Consider the following 20860-nt stretch of genomic DNA (forward strand, 5'->3'; position numbering starts at 1 on the left):
TAACAGCGGACTATAGCTAGTTTAGCTGTTATTATACCATTTATACATTCATTGGGAGGTTCGGTTAGGTTTAAATTTGACTAATTGACCTGATATAACGGCGGTTGATTCGCCAAAACGCGACTCATATTTTCCACAGCAATCTCAGCCATTTTATTCCTCGTATTAATACTGGCACTGCCAATATGAGGCAGCATGACGACATTAGGAAGCTCGAGAAGTTTATGGCTTGCCGAAATCGGTTCCTTCTCAAAAACATCTAATCCGGCAGCCCAGATCGTTCTGTTCTTTAGCGCATGATAGAGCGCCTCTTCATTGACTATCCCGCCTCGGGCTGTGTTGATCAGTACCGCAGTAGGCTTCATTAATGATAATTCAGCTGCTCCAATCAGATTATGAGTCTCTGGCGTATAAGGCGTCATGATACAGACAAAATCTGACTCCTTTAACAGCGTTTCCAGCTCCACATAGGTGATACCCAGATTTCGCTCTGCTTCAGTCTTACGACTTCGATTATGATAAAGGATCTTCATCCCGAAGCCAGCAGCCCGTTTGGCCAAGGCCCCTCCGATTCGGCCTAACCCGATAATTCCCATCGTTGATCCATAAACATCCATACCCGTCAAAAGCAAAGGTGACCAGGTTTTCCATTCGCCCTTGCGCAAATGATCCGATGACTCAACAATTCGCCGAGCTGTTACCATAAGGAGCGCAAAGGTTAAATCTGCTGTTGCTTCCGTTAACACATCGGGCGTATTGGTCACAATAATACCCCTTTTCGTTGCCGCGGCAGTGTCGATATTATTGGTTCCCACTGCATAATTGCTGATCACCTTTAATTTAGTTGCATTTGTAAGAATAGCTTCGTCTATGGTATCTGTTAACAAACACAATAAACCGTCCATTTCCCTAATATTTTCGGCTAAAACTTCGCGAGGAACAGGGATATTTTCCTCATTCCACATAGAAACATCACAAGTTACGGATAGTCTCGCAACAGCCTCGTCTTGTATTTTTCGGGTTATATACACTTTAGGTCTTACCATCAGTAACACCTTCTATCTTAAAGGATGATCTTGTAAAAAAATGCTTTTAAAAATACTATTATCATGTATCAATGACTCTTTATTTGCAACTTTAAAAACAATAAAAAAGCAAAGGAACCTTGATAATTCAAGATTCCCTTGCTTTGATGCGGTCGGCGGGATTTGAACCCGCACGCCTTGTGAGCACCACCCCCTCAAGGTGGATGGTAGTGTTGGATATATTGGGATTTAATCCGACAAACCTTAATAAATAAGGTTTTTTATATTTACCTTTCCGTTCAATTCTGTTCATTTAGGATACTTTACTGAGAATTTCGTCCCCAACTCGTCCCCAAGAAGCAATGTGGATATAGATGTACAGTGTTCGTGTTAAATCGTTAGTTTGATATAAACTATTATAGTCCGATAAAGCATTGATTTTACTGGATTTTTCATGTTCGCATTCTGTTCTATTCGGATCTTTTAGGCTAGTTGGTGTTACATTTTAACATTGATACTATTATGTTGAGCTTTCCATTCAGATGAGTCCAAAAGAGAGGTGTGGCCGTTCGTAGGCTCAAGATGGGATGGGATGAAAAGCGTGCTACCACACAGCCGGTTCAAGATATTAACTCACTGAGAGAGGCAGCGCGTCGGATGTCCGAATTAAATCAAAAATACCCACGTGATATAGTGGACCTCGCTGTGAGAAATGGCATTAAAATCTGCACATTCCGGAAGAGATGTGAGAAAGGCTGGGATTATATGAATGCTGCCACGATACCCCCATCAAAAGCAAACGGACCAATGCGACTCAAGGAGTTGTACGGTGAGAATGGTCACTATAAGGATATGATTAATTTGGTATTCGCTGAGAAAAAAATGAAATCATAAAGAACCCCTAAAGGCTCATTTACTTAGGATCGTCTATAAAACAAAATCAACAAAAGATGGTGTTCGCAGCATATTATTACGGGTCCAGTTCCGGAATTTAACCTTGGCTTTCAATACGGGATCCAAATATACAAAATTCTTATCTTCACCGGTTATAAGCTGTTTGGCAATGTTGTAGAATGCTTTTTTATGTTTGGGAGGTATGCCGAGTTCAATTATGCCCGCGGCCCTCTTCTTACCATTCTCCTCTACCTGGACAAGCAAACCGAATTCATCCTTACGATACCCTGAAATAAAAACTTCAGTGTCTTCATACCGAACTATCTTCAGCCAATCCGAGCTACGCTTACTGACGTACAGGCTGTCTTTTCGCTTCCCAACTACACCTTCCATCCTTATCTCGCAAATGGCGCTCTACAGGTCCGTTCCGTTGTTTTCAGTGTATGGGATAATGCTGATGTACGGACTTGGTTTGATTATTGATTCGAGGATTGATTTCCGCTTTATCAATGGCAGCCGGCGCAGGTCCCGGCCATTTTGTCTCAATACATCAAAAACAATATAATGCACTGGCCTAGTCTTTGCCGCGTCATTTATTTTTATTTGCTTGGTTAGCTGAAATCTTTCCATGACACTCTCAAAATCAATTGCTCCGATATTTGGATCTATGCCGCAGACTTCCCCATCCAGGATAACATCATCCCCTGTGATAGCAGGATTCCAGAGTTCCGGATATTTCCTGGTACATTCATTATTGTCCCTGGTGAATAATCTAGTTTCACCATTTTTATAAGTCATTATCAATCTATGGCCATCTATTTTGGGTTCGAATAAATATGCTGGATCATTGAAGGGTGCGTCACTCTTCTCGAGTAACATTGGGGAAATAAACATAGTTGCATCACCAATATTGATTTTATCAATAGCTACTTGATTTTTTTAGTGGTAATTAGAGGGACTTAAATTACGAACTTGAATTATATCATAGAGGAAACGGGGATTATAACGGGCAAAATTAGCGCATTCTTCTGGTGTTTTAAGGATGATGGATGATATTATAAATTCAAGCAATTTATAATTTTAGGGTGGAGAACATATGCCGCAAGTCTTAGAAAGCATCGTGGATAACTTTATGTTCATATGTATTCCATCCATTGTGTATTTTCTAGTTTGGACAAAATACAGGAAACAAAGCGGCTATTCTTCCAAGATTGTTTTATTCATTTTTTTGAGCATCTCAGTTATCTTGTGTTTATCTTTCCCGTATCATTATCTGGAACATTACATTTTCGATTTTAGAGAAGTCCCTCTTGTGATCGGTGTTTTATATGGAGGGCCACTGGTGGGAGGGGCGCTTCTTGCTATTCTGATGGTTTATCGTTTCATTATCGGCGGCCATGGAGCATACAATGCTTTATTCACTGATTTAGGCATATACTTAAGTCTGGTAACCATGACAATCAGGCATCGTTTGTACAACCGTTCCCAATTGATTAGAGCGCTGGTTGTATCTACCGCAATAGTCCCGATTCTTATAAAGTTGCTGTTGTATTGGTTTTCCATGTTAAGTTACCAAGCAACAATAATCTCCGTCCTTTTTAGGATTATTGAGTTCGTTGCGATATATATGACAGTATATCTTATTGAGTTTTTAATTGGTCATTTTAAGATGCAAAAGGAACTTCAGGAAATTGAAAAAATGAGAGTTATCAGTCAAATCGCAGCCAGTGTTTCACATGAGATCCGAAATCCATTAACTACAGTAAAAGGTTTGCTGCAGGTTTTTAGAGCGAATGATCTATCATTAGAAAAGAAGCAAAATTTAACTGACGTTGCGTTACATGAACTAGATACAGCCATAAATATAATCTCTGACTATTTAACATTTGCAAAACCACAGATAGAGAAAATGATATTTCTCAATTTATCTATTGAACTTCAACAAGTTATTAGTGTATTAACACCTTATGCAAATATGCAGCAAGTTACACTGACGTGCGTCGTGGATACAAATCAACAAATCCTTGGAGATAGCCAACAGTTTCGACAGAGTTTAATCAATCTTGTGAAAAACTGCATCGAAGCTTCACCAATTGGAAGAGTGGATGTTGCTGTTCTAACAATTCGGGAGCATGTTGTTATTCGAATCAAAGATACTGGAATTGGAATGACTAGTGATCAGATCCAAAGGCTTGGCATCCCATATTATTCTACAAAAGAAAAAGGGACAGGACTTGGCACGAGTGTAGCTTTTAGTATCATCAAAGCTATGAATGGTTCAATAGAAATAGAGAGTGAGATCAATAAGGGAAGTTTATTCGTGATTTCCTTTCCTTTAGCTACTCATAAAGAGCAATCTTAACAAATCCATTGACTGGTCATTTATGTGCGAGGGAAATTATTGAACAATTTTCTTTTTAGCAATTAAGGAGCGGCGACTGCAGGCCGTTCTTTTTTATGTGTCAATAATTTTACAGGTGCAGGTTCCCTTCCGGAGAACGGAAAAGAGCACGCAGAAACGGGGGGGTCCGCTAATGCATGCCTATTTGAAGAATACTTTTTATTAGTATGCGTATTGCAGTTATTTGTGCAGATTTAAATAAAAAAAGTCTACAGCCTAAGCTTCAATCTTTTGACAATGACCCTATTAAATTATGAAGGTAGAAAGAATGATGACTAACAGAATAAAGAGAACCAGTACAAAAGCGAAATGTCTTCCAAATCCTCCAACAAAGCTCATTCGTCTTCACTCCCTTCAAACAAAGATACAATACTATATTTTTTTATTTCGGAAATGCTTGGGTAAATGCTATATCTAAAAGTCTAAATTAATGTCCAAACATAGAAAGGTGCTACCACTCTAGCTTTCAGCGCCTCCGTAAAGAAGTTTACATGCCTTTTACAATCTCCAATTGAGAGAATGCCTTTACAGCCTTCTGAGTCGCGTTTACAACACTTTGCACATTATCCACACTCAAATCCTACCAGATGGCCCCAGGTGCTTCGGCTTATGAGCTGTTCGGTACAATAAAACATGTCCATGGCATATTAAGCCTCCTTTCGCTCGTTCGCCTTCACCCGGGAAAGAGCTTGCTGCCATGTTTCACCTTTTTGCGGAACCGGGTTAGCGCCGGCCAGAGCTAGCTTCTGAATAACCCATGACGAGAAGGTTAGATCATGGATGCCGGTACCTGTTTTGTTATTCTCTTGGTCAACTCCTGTATGATGCTCCTGGCAAAGTACCATTTGATTACGGATATCATCTTTACTGAGCATCGGACGATTCTTAAGCAGCTTGCCATAGCCGTAAACGTCCCATTCTTCGAGAAATTCCTTTGCCAGATCATAATTAGCGATATTTGCGAACATGTACTCGATAGCTCTGTGATGGACTTGGAGATGATCTGAACCCCCACATACCCAGCACTTGTAATGGCCATCCTCTTTCAAACGAGTCACAGAGGCTTCAAATTCAGCCGATGTCGTTCTATCGGCGTGATCCGGATCTACGACCATATCATGCAATGTCCTGGATTCCATATGAATTTCTGTCATTGTACTCACCTCCTTTTAAATTTATTCTATGAAACTGTTAAGTCTGCAGCTTGTACTCTTGCAGACCAATTTTTTGAATAATTAAATAGCCCTACTCTATGAGCAGGACCATTATAAAATAATTCGTTATTTGTGGCTGAAATTATGGTGATGTAATTCCTCGATCAATCCCTGAAGGGCAGCACGCTCTTTTCTCGCAAGCTTTAATTCCTCTTTAACAAGCAGTATTTCCCAGGTAAATTTTTTGCATTTCGCATAGATTCGTTAAGTACCGGTTACAACTTTTTTACTTCCTGTATCGAAAAGATCTGAATCATCAGTATCAGTAATATTGAAAATATTACTGCTTGTGGGAAAGTCGCCTACATTGTTGCTGCCAGAGCCCTGATGAACTTTGAGGCTGTTGGAAGGTGAAACAATCATGGTATCTCCGTGAATAAAGCTTCCCACATTACTCACTATTTTAACAACTCCTGAAAAACCGGGCATAGCTAAATCATCTCCTTATCCCATTGTACTATAGTCTATGCCTAAAAGAGGTAAGGGGTACTTTTTTTCTGTCTAATTTATCCCCCAGTTTACAGCAAATTTCTTCAAGTATATTAGTATGTACGCCGAGTGCCGTATCCCTATCCAGAGTTCAGCCTATGCGGTCTTTTTAACGAGAACGCACATTCGCACTAGCGTTTGTATGCATAATCGGGAAACGTCTAAAATGACCCTTTAAACGTGTCTAGTGACGTGCTCAATTTTGAGTCAAGTAAATTGCAGACCACAAACAGAAAGAGACCCACAGACCGGTTGACGGTTACTGTGGGTCTTAAGTGTTATATGAAAATGGGGTCGAGGTTTATTATATGCTTGGTACATTATCGCAGTGTAAAGGGCTTGTTTCATTTTGATTACAAAATGCCGCTGCAGCTGTGCATCTAAAAGGCTAGTGTTGTGTACTAATGTCCTTTGAGCTATCGTTTTCCGTTAGCGGAAATATATGCCACTCATTTTTTAGATAATAAACGTCCTTCTCTCTACCCGATAATTTTTGCATCGTCGCCTACAGCGCCTCCGGATTATGGAGTCCGCGTGCGATCAAAAGATTGGCTGCGCCGTTCTAAGAGGCAGTATTTGTCGCTGGCGGTGCAACAGTTTGAACGGTATGTCGAAGATTATTTCGCGAGTCTCTCGAAGGTGACCGGATAATTTTTCAAACCGAATACAAACGAGCTCTGAATCGGTACGATCTCCCTACCGGGGACCAGCTTGATATCATGGCAAATTTGCAGCAGCGTTTCGATCGCAATGTGTCCCTCAAGGCGGGCTAAAGGCGCCCCTAGACAGAAATGGATGCCGAAACCGAACGACATGTGCGGATTCGGCTTGCGCAGCTTATAAAATGCGTCTGGGTCGGTGAATTTGGATTCATCCCTGTTTGCCGCGCCAACCCAAGTGGTCACCTGATCGCCCTTGCGGATCAGGCTGCCACCGATTTGCACATCCTCCTTGGCCACGCGGCCAATGGAGACAATAGGTGGATAATAGCGCAGCACCTCTTCGATGAAGGTCGGAATGACACCGGGATCTTGGGCCAACTCTGCCTGTAGCTGTGGCTGTTCCGTCAGGACGCGAAAGCTGTTTGTAATCAAATTTGTCGTCGTTTCGTTACCGGCTGCGAGAAGCAGAATGCAGAAATTGATGATCTCCTGTTCGCTCAGCTTCTCTCCTTCGATTTCAGCTTGCATCAGCGCGGAGACGAGATCGTCTTTCGGCTCGCTTGCTCGCTCCTTCAGAATCCCCTGAAAATAGTCCGTCAGCTCCCCGAACGTCTTCATCCTCTTCTGCATGATCTGTTCGAATGCTTCGTCACTCAGGTCTTCCGCACTTTCCACGAGCACATCAGACCACTGTTTGAAATGCTGCCTGTCAGACGAAGGCACACCGAGCAATTCCGCAATAACGATGACGGGAAGCGGTGTAGCAAAGTCGTGGACAACGTCCATTTCGGCGCCTGTCGCTTGCGACAGCAAGTCTTCGGCGATATCCCGAATCCGCGGAGCAAACTCTTGGATCGCTCTTGGCGTAAATGCTTTATTGACCAAGTCGCGCAATTGGTGATGCTTGGGCGGATCCATGAACAGGAGGTTTTGGTTGGCGGCTGCTCCCCGGACGGAAGAGAACGTCTTGGGATCCTTGAGGATGCGATGCACGTCTTCATACGGAAACACATCCCAGCAGTTGCGATTCTCATCAAACCGTACTGGGCTTTCACGTCTCAGCTGGCTCAATACGCTGAACGGGTTCAGGCCGCTCTCCAGCGTTTCCAGTTCGGTCATCCTCAGCATATTGGCAAACTTGGTTACTTTCACAATCATTTCCTCCCTTGGTTGAAATTCCTATACTAGTATCCGGTATTCATTCTGATGTTGAAGGTTAGATAGAATTCCTACAGGTAATTATATAAATGCCAAATGATAATGTACCCTGAAATATTCATAGCGCTACACTAAGAACGCCGTCAGACCAGTAACAGCAAGGGAATGCAGGAAATTAATGCTTCACTTAAAAGGTGAAGAGAAAACATGGAAAAAGAGCCCTTACTTTGGTAGTGTTAAAGGTGACGAAACCAATCACACCAAAGGGAGACTCTTCTATGGCAAGTTTACAAGAGTACGGCATGAACTTCAACCCCCGAATGAAAGTGAATTTTGAAGGCGGCGATCTGACCTCGGACGCAGGCTTGCTATTATACAAAGAATTCGATCACAAACTCGGTCTTTCCGAAGCCGTTAAAGAGATGCTCGTCGTGCAAGACTCCGTTCACCACCGAGACCATCCCAATTCCGATGTCGTTCTTCAAAAGATGTATCAACATCTTGCAGGGTATCACACCGACGATCATGCGGATGACCTCAGCGTAGAACCATTGCTGACCGCTATGATGGGGAAAGAGCGCTTGGCCTCACAGCCAACGATTTCCCGATTTAATGACAAAGCGACTATGGATACCGCTAAGTCTTTAGAACGCATAAACGGCGTGCTTCAAGGTCGCGTCTATACGCTCGAGGCCAGAGACCAATTCGTCATGGATCTGGATTCTTCCGGCTTTGCCGCTTACGGTGAGCAACATGGAGCGAATTACAATGCCCACTATCAGCAGAACGGATTTCATCCGCTGTTTTGTTTTGATGGGCTGACGGGTGATTGTCTCGGTGCTGAACTTCGCGCCGGCAACGTCTATACCTCTCGTCAAGCCGTACGTTTCATGGGACCGATTCTCACGCGATACGAGTCGTATGCGCCGGATGCCTTGATCGTCCTGCGCGGCGACAGTGGCTTCGCCCTTCCGGGACTGTTTGAACTGACGGAAACAAAGGGCCATAAATACGCTATTCGCTTGAAATCCAACGCCCGCCTGCAATCAGCGGCACAGGCTATGGCGAATCCATTGTTAAACCCGAAAAAGTTGCATGAGCGCCAAGTCCATTACCGGGAATTTCAATATAAAGCGGACAAGTGGAGTCGAACTCGCCGTGTGGTTGTTAAGATGGAACGTCTAGCCGGTGAACTGCACTTTCAGTTCACGTTTATTGTCACGAACATGACATTGCAGCCCTGCAACGTGATCCGGTTTTACTTTCAACGTGGGCATATGGAAAACTTTATTAAGGAAGCTAAAAACGGGTTTGCTTGCGACAAGATGAGCAGTACAAATTTTGAATCGAATGCAGTTAAACTGCAATTGGCCATGTTAGCTTACAACTTCAACAACTGGTTTCGCCGCCTATGCTTACCCGAGAAACTAAAGCCAAGCCGTATGGAGACGTTACGTAACAAGTTGATTAAAATTGCGGGAAAACTGATCTATTCCGGTCGCTACTGGACATGGAAATTGTGCAGTTCTTGCATCTACCGAGAGCCCTTCATCCAAACGTTGAACAATATCCAGCGTTTGCCTAGATTCGGGTGACGGTTAAGTCATTCTAGCAAAATCTCAAAAGCTTCATTCTGACCTAACGGGAACGCATGTCTATTTCAAAGTCCATATAATGGGAATTTATTAATTCACTTCATTATTGCTTAAGCGCTCCGCCAGATTGCATCTCCAAAACCCCACTGCAAGTGATTTTCGAAGGTCTAACTCCTATATTTCCCATTTGAGTAAAGGGACTCAAGGCTCCATGAATATTTCAGGTGTACAGTATTTTGTAATTTATGAATATATAGTTTATGGTCTATGATAGATTCTTACTTAATGAAAGCTCGCCCGACCATCATCACAAACCAAAATTTATTGTGCCAAACTGCCCGTATCGTAGTGATAAACAACACCGAGCCATATGTACAAAAACCATTTTTTTGTGAGCATGTCAAAAGAAATAGTATCCGTTAGCAGAACAATGAGTTGCTATACGGTAGCCTTGTCGTTTTCGAATTATTTTTGATTCGTTTGCGCTTCGTACTAATCTGCCACTTGATGCCGAACTTGTCCTCCAGACGACAAACAGGCTTTCCCAGAATTGCTTTTCGAGCGCCATAGTCACGTTGCCGCTTCAGACAGCTTGGTGAACGCCTGCTGTGCTTCCTCATCCGTTTTGAACTCGAGGTTCAGATCAAAACCACTACTACGTCCCGGCGGCTCGTGCATGGTATCGGCGATAAAGATTTGCGTTTTGGCGGGATTCATGATGTCACCCTCTCGGATCATTATTTTCATAGCCTGATACTTGGGACGGTCGAAATCCTTTTCGCTCTGTTTATCCTCGAAAATGTAGATTCCTCAATGCCAAGCGATCGCATCTTCTTTTACTGGCGCTCGGTGTTTTGATGTTTTGCCGATACACGAACATAACGGAATTATACCCGTTTCTGCTTTTCAATAGTTTGGACGTGTCTGAATTCTTTGTTATTACTCCTTCCACTTCGTTAAGTATTTTTTTTAAATATATTTTTGCATCATGGTTCTTGGCAGAAAGGTAAGTAAGGGGTTTGGAAGACAAGGAGTCAAAGGTGGATCATATCGGATGGTTTTCGATTGTACGATGTGATTCAGAACAATCTAGCGATCCTACCTGTATGCAAATCAAAAGTATTGGGAAATGCCATGGTTGATTCTGGTGGTTTATCATGTACAGAATTAGTTTATATATAACTAAATATGCATGCTGTTGTCATAATTGACGGCAGCACTTCAAATTGCCGTGGAAACATGTATTACCTGTATGGTATCCCATTCGTTCTCGAAATCAATACAACCAAAAAGCCACTGCTTCTTACATTTCGAAGCAGTGGCTTTTTAAAATTTAATTCCTCATCTCAAAAGAAAGTGCGGTATCCAAAATACCGTCCGTTGGGTTGTACAAGGCGAGATCGCTTTTGCCATTCCCATCGAGGTCTGCTATCAGCAGCTGTTGACCCACCTGCCCCCACGGACCAAAACGTGAAAGATAACGATAATTGTTTTCTTCTGTTCTCAAATACACCTTATACGTATGCCGATCCCGGTCAAAGCGAAGCAGATCCAGCTTGCCATCCCCATTAAAATCACCCAGCATCAGCTTTCCACTCTCAGCAGGGACCGCAAACTGTACGTCCACCGCTCTCCACTTCAGCAAGGCGGGATCGAGCTCAAATTTGTAACCGCTGCTTGTGCCTGATTTTGAAAAAAATAAGCTTTGAACCCCATTCTCTTCAACAACTTGGAACAGCCTGGAGCCGGGCCTGCTAAACAAATATGGTTCGAGCAGCTTTGTGGTACCGCCTTGTAAATAAACACCGACGAGACGGGTTTTGTCTGCACTTACCCCTGCGACAGCCCACGCATCGTTCGGTTGGCGAAGTACATAGAGATTTTGCAGTTCACCTTGAGGAAATGTTCTTGTCTGATTTATTTGGAATGTGCTTCCCGTAGAAAGGAACGTCTCCAGTTTTCCGCTGGGATGAACGATCCACAAATCCTTTTTGCCGTCTGCATTGGCATCAGCTAATGCGTAAGCCGCCCCCTTGGTGTAGGGGATTTTCGCCCAAAGCTGCTCATCGTTTTGCGGCTTATTGCGAATACCGCCAAATCTGCCGGGGGTTACCGTTATTTCTCCGCTGCTCAGATCCCAGGAAATAACATCTGCCTGACCGTCACCAGTTACATCGCCTAGTTGAATATTTACCTTCCTTTTGGACAACTGCAAGCTTTCGCTCGGTGTAAAGGGAACGCAATCATGCAGCGAATAGAACTCATAATGCTGGGCACGAACCCCTGTAATGATTTTCTGCAAATAGGTTACAGCCTCCCGAGGATAGGTGTAAACCGGGATTCCATCCCGAATTAAAGGCTTTCCTTCTGCATCCGCAGCTGCGGTCAGATGTTTGAATTCCAAAAAAGGATGATAGAAAAAAGACGCGATTTGATTGGTTTTACCCAGCTTATCCAAAATGACATGCTCATCCTTGTTATAAGGCACATAGCCAAAAGGTGTCGGAATATAAACAGCCCCCAGCGAGGAGACGCCGCTCATCACATTGCGCTTGTTGATCGATTTGACGTCATCCGTAACCTTGGAACCATGCACATCCGGCTGATAATTCAGACCAAAATAACCGCGAATAAACTGATCCTGCTTGAGCGTTGAATGATAGTGCGGAGCTTCCCAGAACCTCGGCTCAAATCCAGAATTATGCATGATCTGAATACCTTGATTCAGCCGCGTTTCGGCAAAAGATATCGTCTTACTGTCATTTGCGCCCTGCACATTAAGTTCACTGCCAATAGCCGTTTCGTGGCCGCGGTCTTTCCGCGGCACTGTCCCGTATTGATGCGTGTAGCCATGCATGCCGATTACGGCTCCACCCTGCTCAGCTTCGTGCAGGACCGTTCTGAAAGCCGCTGTATATTCACTCTCGGAGTTATCCAATGCTTGATCGTACTTGCTTCCGTCTGGGTAAAAATTAAGCCAGCGCGGGATGATCGCCATTTGAACCGGCACTTTTTGGTCACGAAGATAATTCAGCACCGCTCTAAGCTGGCCCAGTTTCTCTATCGAATCAAATTGGCCGCCAGGCCCAATGTCCTCCAGACGCAGCAGCACAACCTTGGGATTTTCATCTTCTTCGGCTACAGATTTAGCCTCTCCCATGAAGAGCGTACCGATCAGCAGCAACGCAATCGTCAGTATGACATATCGATGTAAATGGATGCCAAATCCCTTTTTCACTTGAGAGTAAGCCCTTCTTTTTGGGGAGTATTTTGTTTCTTCCATACCTAAAGTATACCACTATAAAGAGTTTTCGAGTTGTCTAAAAATAATACTTTTCGACAACCTGTTTCCATTAACCTCATTGGAACCGATCAAAAGTTGCCTCTTTAGTGCAGAAGGCCACTATAAGAAGGTTTTGTGCTTGATACAGGAAATGGGGAGATCAGGTCGATTATTAGGTGCAAACGCAGATCTTCACCGCAAGGAGACGGTTCAACGCCTAGGGAGGCAGAGAATTTGCTTTATAGCAGAATTGCCTAATCAGAAATGGGTGACCGACATCACACAATATGTCGTAGGTGACCAGTGGTTGTACTTGTCTGCAAAAATAAAGGATCTATGCACCAAGGAGATAGTCGCCTACCAGATGAGTTTACTAATGACACAGTCTATGTGTTAGAAACGTTTTAACAAGCATTTGCACAGTAAAATGACGTGACCGGTTTGATTGTACATAGCGAACAAGGGTGCCATTACACGTCCCATGCATACCATGACATGCTACCACAGGTTGCCGCCCAATTCAGCAAGTCACGTCGCGGCAATTGTTTTGACAATACCGCGATTGAAAGCTTCTTTTCTCATCTGAAATCAGAAGCGATCTACCCTTATGATATTCATACGAGATGATCTGGCAGAAGCTCAAAGAAGAATTGAAGAATTTATTCGAGTTTACAAATGTGCAACGAATTAAATTAAAACTAAACAAGCTGACGCCTTTAGAATACAGACGCCAGCTTGTAGCTTATGGGCTTTTTTCAATGTCTACAAAAAGGGGTGTTAGTGTGGAGAACTTTAGCTTAAGAGACGGCCATTGTATTACAAAAATAACCGAAATTGATCTATGAGCTTATCTCTCTACAATTATATCTGCTCCAAATAATTTTGTTGCTTCATCCCACGCCAAATTAATCATTAATCTATTTGAAGCAAAAGAATAATAAGAAGACATGTATAATGCAATAGCATTTATAAAATCCTGCTGATCAAGGTGACAAAGGGTCCCATACGTATAACCCTTAGCCGAAAATCCGTTCTTACCATCATAAAAAAGCTCGACATTATAAACATTATGCGGTTCGCTTCCTTCGACTACTCTTCTGTTCCCCTGTGACGCGATATATACATGAACAGAGTCTATTACATCTTGTTCATCCAATATTATCTTCATTGATTAATAACTTCTCCTTCTTGTAAATAAACTTACGACTAAAACAATAAGCCAAATGACAATTAATAGGACAACGATATCCATAATAATCGTTAGAAGTGAAAACGGCTGGTGAACATAGCCACCACCTGCCATCGGATAATATCCGCCCCATGGATGGATCATAGAACCGAGCATGGTTCCCGCGGCAAATGCCCCCACAACTGGCCAGAAATGGCTTGTACGGTATCCATTTGGAGGAGCATTGTAATACGTGCTTCCTCCAAAATACGCGCGTCCATTATTTGGATTTACTCTGCTCCCATCAGCTACATTTGTAGGTCTTTGATAGCCGCTATTATATGTTGTACCGCTTTTAGTGCTGCCAGTACTTGAACTGTTGGGTACGTTAGACTTATTTGATGCTCCACCACTAAAGCCGTTTGAGCCAGTGCTAGGTGATGTTACTTTTCCACTGGATCCGCCCGAGAAACCACCAGAAGACGTAGATCCTGAATTATTTTGGGCAGGAGGAGCGTTGTGAAAAGTTGAATCTCTTGTAGAAAAAGAACCTGAACGCGAAGAGGTACTTGGCGCGCTTCCCTTTGCATAAGAGATTGCAGAAATTGTGAAGGACGAATTTGCAATAAGCATAAAAATTATAATACTTGCTAACAATTTTTTACACATACCGATTTCCTCCCTCTATATTTTTATGCTATCTATTTTGAATTCCTTTAAATGTCTGGCAGTTATCTCTTAAAGTATAATACGATGCTATCCCTTCAAAGTTCCATAAAGAATTGTAAAGAACCTTTAAACAAACTAACTAACATAAAGAAGGAGCTCGGAATTAACAAACAATTTTGAGCCTAAATGAGGGGTGAGTGAGCCAGAAAGGCATGACAGACTCGTTCATGAAAATGGTTTTCAGAAATCGGCATGGCAAACAAACCGAGAAAGTCGGGTTTTTCAAAAGGGTATAGTTAGGCAGACTTTAAGCGGCACTTGCTGCTTCGAGCCATTCTTTAACGGCGAAGATCTGTTTGTTCTTCTTAGTCACTTCAAACCAAGCGTCCGCATGTTGGCACATGGCGATTAACGTTGTGCGTATGGTCCAGTGGCGGGAGCTTCTGCCCTTAGAATTTTCCAGCTTGTAATCAATCTTTTGACGCTTATTGCATCGTTCCACAGCAGTACGCTTGGCATACCGGATACGCCACTCCTTACTATCTCGGCGAATGCGGGGAAAGAGCCGAGGGTTATCGGATGTGGACGTATAAAATGTTCTTCCGTATTTGGAGGGTGAGCACGGGGTCTCACATATCCAGTTGCCGCACTTCGCAGGGCAACGCCACTTCCGGCGATGGGTCTTGGCAAGCTTACCCCAATGAACCATCTTTCGACCGATTGGACAGATAGGCACACCGTCCTTTCCAATGGTAAAATCATCTTGTACCAGCTTGCTCCAACGCCTGAGATTCAGGTCGATGATGGTGCAAACATCATCGTGTTCGAGCATGGTATATATGGGGAGCGAGTCGTGGGCGGAATCCAGAATTGCCTCTCCGAACTTCCAATGTGGGTACCAGTGGCGTAGCTCTTGGTACCCGCATATCCAAGACACCGAGTCGTGCTGACTTGCGCGGAAATAGCGCAAATAGATGGGTAAATCATGAGGGCTGTCCGCGGCGCAAAACACGTAAAGCGTTCGGCCGAAGTAGTACTTTTCACGGTAGCTGTCCCAGCCCCAATTGGCGTCGGGATCTGAGAACTGCCGCTTACAGCCGCACTTCCAGTTTCCGCCTTTGCGGCAGTCACAAAGGAATTTGCCGAAGGAACGGGCGCCTGTTTCAACCGCAGAACCATCACCAATGACACTAAGCGCGTTCGTATCACCAAGCAATCCTATGGTGGCAGAGGGTAGGACGAATTGGGATTGAAACAATCGCTGAAGAAGATCATGCTCTTTTGAAGCGTAATGAATGGAACCTGCAGAACGCAGCACACGAGCGACAAGCTTGTCGGTAATCTTCGGATTTCTAGGGTCGAGTTTTTCGTTCTTCTTGCCTTTCTCGCGCGGCTTGCGAAGCGGCCTTTTGTTTCGGCCGGTTTTGTGAGCGCCCTCCGAGAGCCAAAGACGACGGAAGAAATCATAGAAGGTTCCCACGCCAGGCGTGTCATCTTTGATAAAGCCGCTAAGGATGGCGTAGACAGGAAGAGTTCGCAGCTTGTAGACCCAATCGTCGATGCTTACCACCTGAAGCTTGTGCATGAGAAGCAAGCTGCGAAGAAGATCCGCGGGGTCGCGAGGTTTACGGCCTTTGGGACTTGCTGAGTATCTGTGTTTCAAGAGAGAAGTCGTTTGGGACAAATCGATTGCCGACACCCAGTTGATGAGATCTGAGTAGAATTGCTGCATAAATTCGGGACTGTACTCCTTTTTCAAATGCTCGACGGCAAAACGAATAAATGCTGAATGGGATCGCGGGACTGGAAGCAATAAAAACACCCAATTCTCAGTAAGATAGGCGAAAAAAGATGCCTTCCTGGCGATTATTAAGGTGATTTGGAAATGTCAAGGGAAATTTTCGTCCGCCCCTATTTTTTGAGGTGAAACGAAAAAAGCCCTAGCCGTGAGGCTAGAACCAGTAAGGGATTTTGTTATTCCGAGAAGCTATATAAAAATATTGAGGTGAGTAAAGCAGAACTGGATTCAAAATAAGAAGAAATTCGAGATATTATTTACCGATATGGTGGTGATGTAATTCCTCGATCAATTCCTGAAGTGCAGCGCGCTCTTCTTTCGCCAGTTGCAATTCCTCTTTAACAAGGGTCAATTCTTCCATAACCGTATCGTGCGTTTCATTTAATACCCGTTCTTGATTTTCTCCCGCTTTCGTAGCCACATAGCCCAATATCGGCAGGGCTACACCTTGGAATATACTTTGTACAATGTATTGAACCCATCCTACCAGATCGGTTGGATGCTGAAAGAAAAGTGGTACTATGACAAGCGCAAAAATGAGGTAAAAACAACCCATTGTAGAAAGGAGTATTGCCAGCTTATTACCTAACCAATCATTAAAATGTCTCATCAATGAAGCTCTCCTTTGCATCAGATATAACAGTATTGTATCAAAAATCCTTAGATATTGCCTATTGGAAACAGGTCAAAAAAATAACTATATAGACGGCATTTAAGAATCCTACATTTGGACGCATAGTCGATCGATAATGTTCATTGGTTCTTTACTGATTTCATCCATGAAGGATTTTACGGCATTCCTAATTTCATTCGTTGTTGAAAAGAAGACATTGTAAATGACAGATTGTTTAAGCCATCCCCACAGACCCTCCACAATGTTGAATTCAGGGCTATATGGGGGAAGGAACATTAATTCCAATTTCCCGGCGTTTTGATCAAGAAAGGGCTGGAGTAATTTGGCGTGATGGATTCTTGCATTATCCAAAACTATGATGGTCTTGCCTTCAGGGTATTTACTGATAACGTTCTGCAAAAACGATAGAAACACCTGTGCATCGTATTGCTCATGTTCTTCCCAGTAAATATCACCTGTCTCGTAATCAAGTGTAGCCAGTAACTTGGCGCCACGCTGCTTTCCGTAGGTAGGGATGATTTTTTGCTGGCCTTTGGGAAACCAGGTGCTCATTAACGCCTGATAATCTCGAATCATGCTTTCATCTTCAAACAAGATCCGATCAATTTCGCGGTTTAGTAATTTTTTTTACCACTTCGAATTCTTGTTTGAATACTTCCTGCTGCTCAGGATTAGCTTTGGCCATCGTGTAAGTAGGTCTTGTGTGAGCGAAGCCCAATCGGTATAGAAGTTCCCTGGTTCCTCGTTCGGAGTATTCGACTTGGAATTCGTTCTTGATCCACTTCCGGACAATTCCCGATGTCCAGTTCATTTTTGCAGGGAACCCAACGTCAACCGGCTTTTTTTCAACCAAGGTACGATACAGAACCTGCTCCTGTTCTAGCGTAAGTAGGGCAGGTCGCCCTGGAGAGTGCTCCATATTCAACCCTTCCAATCCGGAAGTACAGTAGTCTTGGATGTAGTTTCCGATTGTATCGAGACCACGGTCGAGAATCTCGGTGATGTTCTTCCGACTATAGCCCGAGAGGAGTAAGCAAATGCAAAGATATCGTTCGTATAACCTTTTATCATTTGTTTCACGCATCGCGCGTTTCACTTCATCAAGCCGTGTTTCTATATCTTCAAAAGCAAGGATCTTAGGCATTTGAAGTCACTCCTCTAAACGGTTAAATATCGTCTAGAGAACTAATTAAACATCCAGAGCCTATTCCCTTTATTTGGGTTCAATGTTGCCGTCTATATATCAAGAAGCCGTGAAAATAAACTAATAAACTGCGATCTATCCTAGTTGATATGAAATACTTATATGTTTAAAATGAACAAATCTGATCTTTTACATTTTTTTCATAGTTCATATAATGTTCCAGTTCCTTAGTATCTAACTACCTATGGTTCTGGCAATCCCGGGTTGTCAAGCAAATAACTGTACGTACATTAGTAAAATAAGTTTTTAATCTTATTTTAATGTTTCATCTGAATTTCCTGTATAAGATTAGAGAGATAGTTAACCTATAAAAGTGGTGAAAAAAAATGCTTGTGAAATTGAAAAATCTGGATATCCTTATTTTATTCATATTAGCCTGCTTCTTGGTCATTAGTACAATTGTCATATACAGTGCGACCTATGGAACCAAATATCAGGGTTTGCACATCAACAATGCTGTAATGTTTCTAGTTTTACTCATTCCCATGCTTCTAATAGCATGCATGGATTATAGAATAATTGTCCGTCACTTATCTTGGATTTTATACGGAATATCCATCCTTCTCCTCGTGTACGTCATGTTTAAAGGGATGACCATCAATGGCTCCCGACGATGGATCAATCTGGGTATCATGCAATTTCAACCGTCCGAGTTGGCCAAAGTTTTTGTGATCCTCTTGGTAGCTAAACTACTTGAACAAAGAAAAGGGGATACTTTGCATTTATTTAAAGATATTCTTCCCATTGGGCTGCTAATAGCAATCCCCTTTTTTATTGTGCTTACCCAACCCGATCTCGGGACCTCCATTGTGTTTGTTTGTATTTTTTTAGGGATGCTTTGGATTGGGAATGTACGAATATCCCATTCGATCATAGGACTTGTTGGATTAGCTAGTATGATCGCGGGGATCACAGCTTTATATTTCTATAATTTCAGTCTGTTTTCCAAAATTGTAAAGCCTCATCAGCTGCACCGTATCCAAACATTCTTAAATCCAGCGAGTGATCCTAATCAAAGCTGGCACGTATTGAATTCAATCAAAGCTGTGGGTACAGGACAGTTTTTAGGCGAGGGATTCAAACACGGGAAGTTCGTACAAGCTGGTTTCATTCCATACGACTACGCAGACTCAATTTTTGTCGTCATTGGAGAGGAGTTTGGATTTGCGGGCTCGACGGTTCTTATTCTCTTATACTTTATTCTCATATATCAATTAGTCAAAATCGCAATGGATTGTGACGATTTGTCTGGGACTTATGTTGTGATTGGGGTCATATCCATGTTCACACTGCAAATATTCGAAAACATAGCCATGCATACCGGGCTGATGCCGCTAACGGGAATTGCTTTGCCTTTTATCAGTTACGGAGGAAGTTCACTCATGACGAATATGATTTCCATTGGTTTAGTCCTAAGTATTAAGATTCATGGAAAGAAACCTTTTTTGCTCGGAGATTAGCCAAAAATAAGAAGAAGGGGGAAACGAAATGACTGCCGCAAAGAGAGGAAAACCTGACTTTCTCTTTCTATTTCTGACCTTTTTGCTGGTCTCTTTTGGATTAGTCATGGTTTTTAGTGCAAGTGCAGCAACATCCATCATGAGGTACCACAGTGCTTGGTACTTTGAAAAAAGACAGTCCGTTTGGGCCATTACCGGAGTGATTTCGATGTTCATTTTTATGAATATTCCTTATAGAAAATTCGAAAAATGGGGCAAAATCTTATTTTTGGTTAGTCTTATTCTTTTAATACTCGTCGTGATTGTGGGTATTAATATTAATGGACATAAAAGCTGGTTCGGTATAGGATCCTTTGGAATTCAACCAACTGAATTCGCTAAAATTGCTTTAGTGCTTTATATAGCTGCCTTAATCCATAAAAAAGGTGAAAAATTTCAGCAATTTAAAAAGGGACTCTTACCTGTTATTCTACTTATGGGATTAGTAGCTGGGCTCATCATGCTTCAGCCTGATATTGGCTCTGTTATTGTCATACTTCTGGGTACCTCGATAGTTATTATTGTTGGCGGGGCTAATTTCAAGCATTTGCTAGCCATATTATTATGTGTTTCCCCAATAGCCTTGATAATCGTTTTAGCCAAAAGCTATCGAATACAAAGATTTACTTCTTTTTTGCATCCGTGGATCGATCCACAAGGAACCTCCTATCAGCTTGTTCAATCCTTGTATGCTTTTGGACATGGTGGAATCACTGGAACAGGATTTGGACTAGGTATAGAAAAGAATTTTTATCTGCCCGAAGCGCATACTGATTTTATTTTTTCAGTAATTGGAGAAGAATTTGGGTTTATAGGAGATGCCCTTTTTTTACTCATTTATGTACTGTTTTTATGGAGGGGTCTTCTCATTGCTGTTCGATGTGAGAATGTATTTGGAAGTTTAGCCGGAATAGGGATTATTTCTCTAATAGGCATTCAGACTCTTGTTAATTTAGGGGGGGTTACGGGCAGTATTCCTATAACGGGAGTACCACTTCCATTCATAAGCTATGGAGGTTCCTCCTTGCTGCTAAGCTTAACAAGCATTGGGATTTTGCTAAGCATTTCGCGTGAAAACAGAAGCACCCCCTGATTTACATAATCTTATTATTGAAAAACAATGAAATTGTTTACTACACAATAGCTTCAAAAACCAGATGTATAAAC

The 20860-nt window shown here is 42.6% G+C and carries 19 protein-coding genes; 5 read left to right on the forward strand and 14 right to left on the reverse strand.

Features of this window, described 5'->3' with window-relative positions; all coding sequences use genetic code 11:
* Positions 1-80: 80 nt before the first annotated feature.
* The 3 genes from BLV33_RS14060 to BLV33_RS30755 all read right to left on the reverse strand — a co-directional run bounded on the left by BLV33_RS14060 (position 81) and on the right by BLV33_RS30755 (position 2813).
* Positions 81-1046, reverse strand: coding sequence for a 2-hydroxyacid dehydrogenase (locus BLV33_RS14060; protein ID WP_090792604.1), 966 nt, complete (start codon positions 1044-1046; stop codon positions 81-83).
* 906 nt (positions 1047-1952) lie between these two features.
* Positions 1953-2312 (reverse strand): hypothetical protein, encoded by a 360-nt coding sequence (locus BLV33_RS30750; RefSeq protein WP_366414812.1) that lies wholly within the window; start codon positions 2310-2312, stop codon positions 1953-1955.
* A gap of 21 nt (positions 2313-2333) precedes the next feature.
* A complete protein-coding gene (locus BLV33_RS30755) occupies positions 2334-2813 on the reverse strand; it encodes an ATP-dependent DNA ligase (RefSeq protein ID WP_366414813.1) in 480 nt (159 codons plus the stop codon).
* Between the two features lie 202 nt (positions 2814-3015).
* On the opposite strand from BLV33_RS30755, the gene BLV33_RS14075 reads away from it, so the two are divergent.
* Positions 3016-4281, forward strand: a complete 1266-nt coding sequence (locus tag BLV33_RS14075) for a sensor histidine kinase (protein ID WP_090792608.1) — start codon at positions 3016-3018, stop codon at positions 4279-4281.
* Positions 4282-4566: 285 nt separating this feature from the next.
* Here BLV33_RS14075 and BLV33_RS30760 read toward each other — a convergent pair whose 3' ends face one another.
* The 4 genes from BLV33_RS30760 to BLV33_RS14095 form a co-directional block, all read right to left on the reverse strand.
* Positions 4567-4659: a YjcZ family sporulation protein gene (locus BLV33_RS30760; RefSeq protein WP_090792610.1), complete on the reverse strand. Its 93-nt coding sequence runs from the start codon at positions 4657-4659 to the stop codon at positions 4567-4569.
* A gap of 308 nt (positions 4660-4967) precedes the next feature.
* On the reverse strand, positions 4968-5474 hold the full coding sequence (locus tag BLV33_RS14085) for a hypothetical protein (protein WP_090792612.1): 507 nt from the start codon (positions 5472-5474) through the stop codon (positions 4968-4970).
* 264 nt (positions 5475-5738) lie between these two features.
* On the reverse strand, positions 5739-5963 hold the full coding sequence (locus tag BLV33_RS14090; protein ID WP_090792614.1) for a spore germination protein: 225 nt from the start codon (positions 5961-5963) through the stop codon (positions 5739-5741).
* A gap of 677 nt (positions 5964-6640) precedes the next feature.
* Complete coding sequence (locus BLV33_RS14095) at positions 6641-7843, reverse strand: cytochrome P450 (protein WP_090792616.1); 1203 nt, start codon at positions 7841-7843, stop codon at positions 6641-6643.
* Positions 7844-8121: 278 nt separating this feature from the next.
* Here BLV33_RS14095 and BLV33_RS14100 point away from each other — a divergent pair, with 278 nt between their 5' ends.
* On the forward strand, positions 8122-9438 hold the full coding sequence (locus BLV33_RS14100) for an IS1380 family transposase (RefSeq protein WP_090792618.1): 1317 nt from the start codon (positions 8122-8124) through the stop codon (positions 9436-9438).
* Between the two features lie 570 nt (positions 9439-10008).
* Here the strand turns inward: BLV33_RS14100 and BLV33_RS30070 are convergent.
* Complete coding sequence (locus tag BLV33_RS30070) at positions 10009-10155, reverse strand: hypothetical protein (RefSeq protein ID WP_253187072.1); 147 nt, start codon at positions 10153-10155, stop codon at positions 10009-10011.
* A 616-nt stretch (positions 10156-10771) separates the two neighbouring features.
* A complete protein-coding gene (locus BLV33_RS14110; RefSeq protein WP_171909152.1) occupies positions 10772-12676 on the reverse strand; it encodes a DUF2334 domain-containing protein in 1905 nt (634 codons plus the stop codon).
* 668 nt (positions 12677-13344) lie between these two features.
* Here BLV33_RS14110 and BLV33_RS30765 point away from each other — a divergent pair.
* A complete protein-coding gene (locus tag BLV33_RS30765; protein WP_090792626.1) occupies positions 13345-13566 on the forward strand; it encodes an IS3 family transposase in 222 nt (73 codons plus the stop codon).
* 2 nt (positions 13567-13568) lie between these two features.
* Here BLV33_RS30765 and BLV33_RS14130 read toward each other — a convergent pair whose 3' ends face one another.
* The 5 genes from BLV33_RS14130 to BLV33_RS14150 form a co-directional block, all read right to left on the reverse strand.
* Positions 13569-13889 carry a DUF2653 family protein gene (locus tag BLV33_RS14130; RefSeq protein ID WP_090792628.1) on the reverse strand — a complete coding sequence of 107 codons (321 nt, stop codon included), beginning with the start codon at positions 13887-13889 and terminating at the stop codon, positions 13569-13571.
* 3 nt (positions 13890-13892) lie between these two features.
* Positions 13893-14558, reverse strand: coding sequence for a hypothetical protein (locus tag BLV33_RS14135; RefSeq protein WP_090792630.1), 666 nt, complete (start codon positions 14556-14558; stop codon positions 13893-13895).
* A 307-nt stretch (positions 14559-14865) separates the two neighbouring features.
* Complete coding sequence (locus BLV33_RS14140) at positions 14866-16290, reverse strand: transposase (RefSeq protein WP_253187073.1); 1425 nt, start codon at positions 16288-16290, stop codon at positions 14866-14868.
* Between the two features lie 319 nt (positions 16291-16609).
* Positions 16610-16966, reverse strand: coding sequence for a hypothetical protein (locus BLV33_RS14145; protein WP_253187074.1), 357 nt, complete (start codon positions 16964-16966; stop codon positions 16610-16612).
* A 111-nt stretch (positions 16967-17077) separates the two neighbouring features.
* Positions 17078-18134, reverse strand: a protein-coding gene (locus BLV33_RS14150) for an IS630 family transposase (RefSeq protein WP_090792634.1) whose coding sequence is annotated in 2 segments (ribosomal slippage) — positions 17078-17617 and positions 17619-18134 — 1056 coding nt in all. Because the reading frame shifts where the segments join, the coding sequence is not laid out codon by codon here.
* A gap of 386 nt (positions 18135-18520) precedes the next feature.
* Here BLV33_RS14150 and BLV33_RS14155 point away from each other — a divergent pair.
* Together BLV33_RS14155 and ftsW are read left to right on the forward strand one after the other, a co-directional pair.
* A complete protein-coding gene (locus BLV33_RS14155) occupies positions 18521-19654 on the forward strand; it encodes an FtsW/RodA/SpoVE family cell cycle protein (protein WP_090792635.1) in 1134 nt (377 codons plus the stop codon).
* A 28-nt stretch (positions 19655-19682) separates the two neighbouring features.
* Positions 19683-20786, forward strand: coding sequence for a putative lipid II flippase FtsW (ftsW, locus tag BLV33_RS14160; protein WP_090792637.1), 1104 nt, complete (start codon positions 19683-19685; stop codon positions 20784-20786).
* The last annotated feature ends 74 nt before the right edge of the window (positions 20787-20860 follow it).

The sequence above is a fragment of the Paenibacillus sp. GP183 genome (assembly GCF_900104695.1).
In the GTDB taxonomy this organism is placed as follows: Bacteria; Bacillota; Bacilli; order Paenibacillales; family NBRC-103111; genus Paenibacillus_AI.

Bases quoted from the DNA above. Each gene is read 5' to 3' on its own strand.
- BLV33_RS30755 (WP_366414813.1), bottom strand. From the start codon at position 2,813: ATGTTTATTTCCCCAATGTTACTCGAGAAGAGTGACGCACCCTTCAAT.
- BLV33_RS30750 (WP_366414812.1), bottom strand. From the start codon at position 2,312: ATGGAAGGTGTAGTTGGGAAGCGAAAAGACAGCCTGTACGTCAGTAAG.
- BLV33_RS14135 (WP_090792630.1), bottom strand. From the start codon at position 14,558: ATGTGTAAAAAATTGTTAGCAAGTATTATAATTTTTATGCTTATTGCA.
- BLV33_RS14090 (WP_090792614.1), bottom strand. From the start codon at position 5,963: ATGCCCGGTTTTTCAGGAGTTGTTAAAATAGTGAGTAATGTGGGAAGC.
- BLV33_RS14140 (WP_253187073.1), bottom strand. From the start codon at position 16,290: ATGCAGCAATTCTACTCAGATCTCATCAACTGGGTGTCGGCAATCGAT.
- BLV33_RS14085 (WP_090792612.1), bottom strand. From the start codon at position 5,474: ATGACAGAAATTCATATGGAATCCAGGACATTGCATGATATGGTCGTA.
- ftsW (WP_090792637.1), top strand. From the start codon at position 19,683: ATGACTGCCGCAAAGAGAGGAAAACCTGACTTTCTCTTTCTATTTCTG.
- BLV33_RS30765 (WP_090792626.1), top strand. From the start codon at position 13,345: ATGATCTGGCAGAAGCTCAAAGAAGAATTGAAGAATTTATTCGAGTTT.
- BLV33_RS14095 (WP_090792616.1), bottom strand. From the start codon at position 7,843: ATGATTGTGAAAGTAACCAAGTTTGCCAATATGCTGAGGATGACCGAA.
- BLV33_RS14075 (WP_090792608.1), top strand. From the start codon at position 3,016: ATGCCGCAAGTCTTAGAAAGCATCGTGGATAACTTTATGTTCATATGT.
- BLV33_RS30760 (WP_090792610.1), bottom strand. From the start codon at position 4,659: ATGAGCTTTGTTGGAGGATTTGGAAGACATTTCGCTTTTGTACTGGTT.
- BLV33_RS14155 (WP_090792635.1), top strand. From the start codon at position 18,521: ATGCTTGTGAAATTGAAAAATCTGGATATCCTTATTTTATTCATATTA.
- BLV33_RS14145 (WP_253187074.1), bottom strand. From the start codon at position 16,966: ATGAGACATTTTAATGATTGGTTAGGTAATAAGCTGGCAATACTCCTT.
- BLV33_RS14100 (WP_090792618.1), top strand. From the start codon at position 8,122: ATGGCAAGTTTACAAGAGTACGGCATGAACTTCAACCCCCGAATGAAA.
- BLV33_RS30070 (WP_253187072.1), bottom strand. From the start codon at position 10,155: ATGAATCCCGCCAAAACGCAAATCTTTATCGCCGATACCATGCACGAG.
- BLV33_RS14060 (WP_090792604.1), bottom strand. From the start codon at position 1,046: ATGGTAAGACCTAAAGTGTATATAACCCGAAAAATACAAGACGAGGCT.
- BLV33_RS14130 (WP_090792628.1), bottom strand. From the start codon at position 13,889: ATGAAGATAATATTGGATGAACAAGATGTAATAGACTCTGTTCATGTA.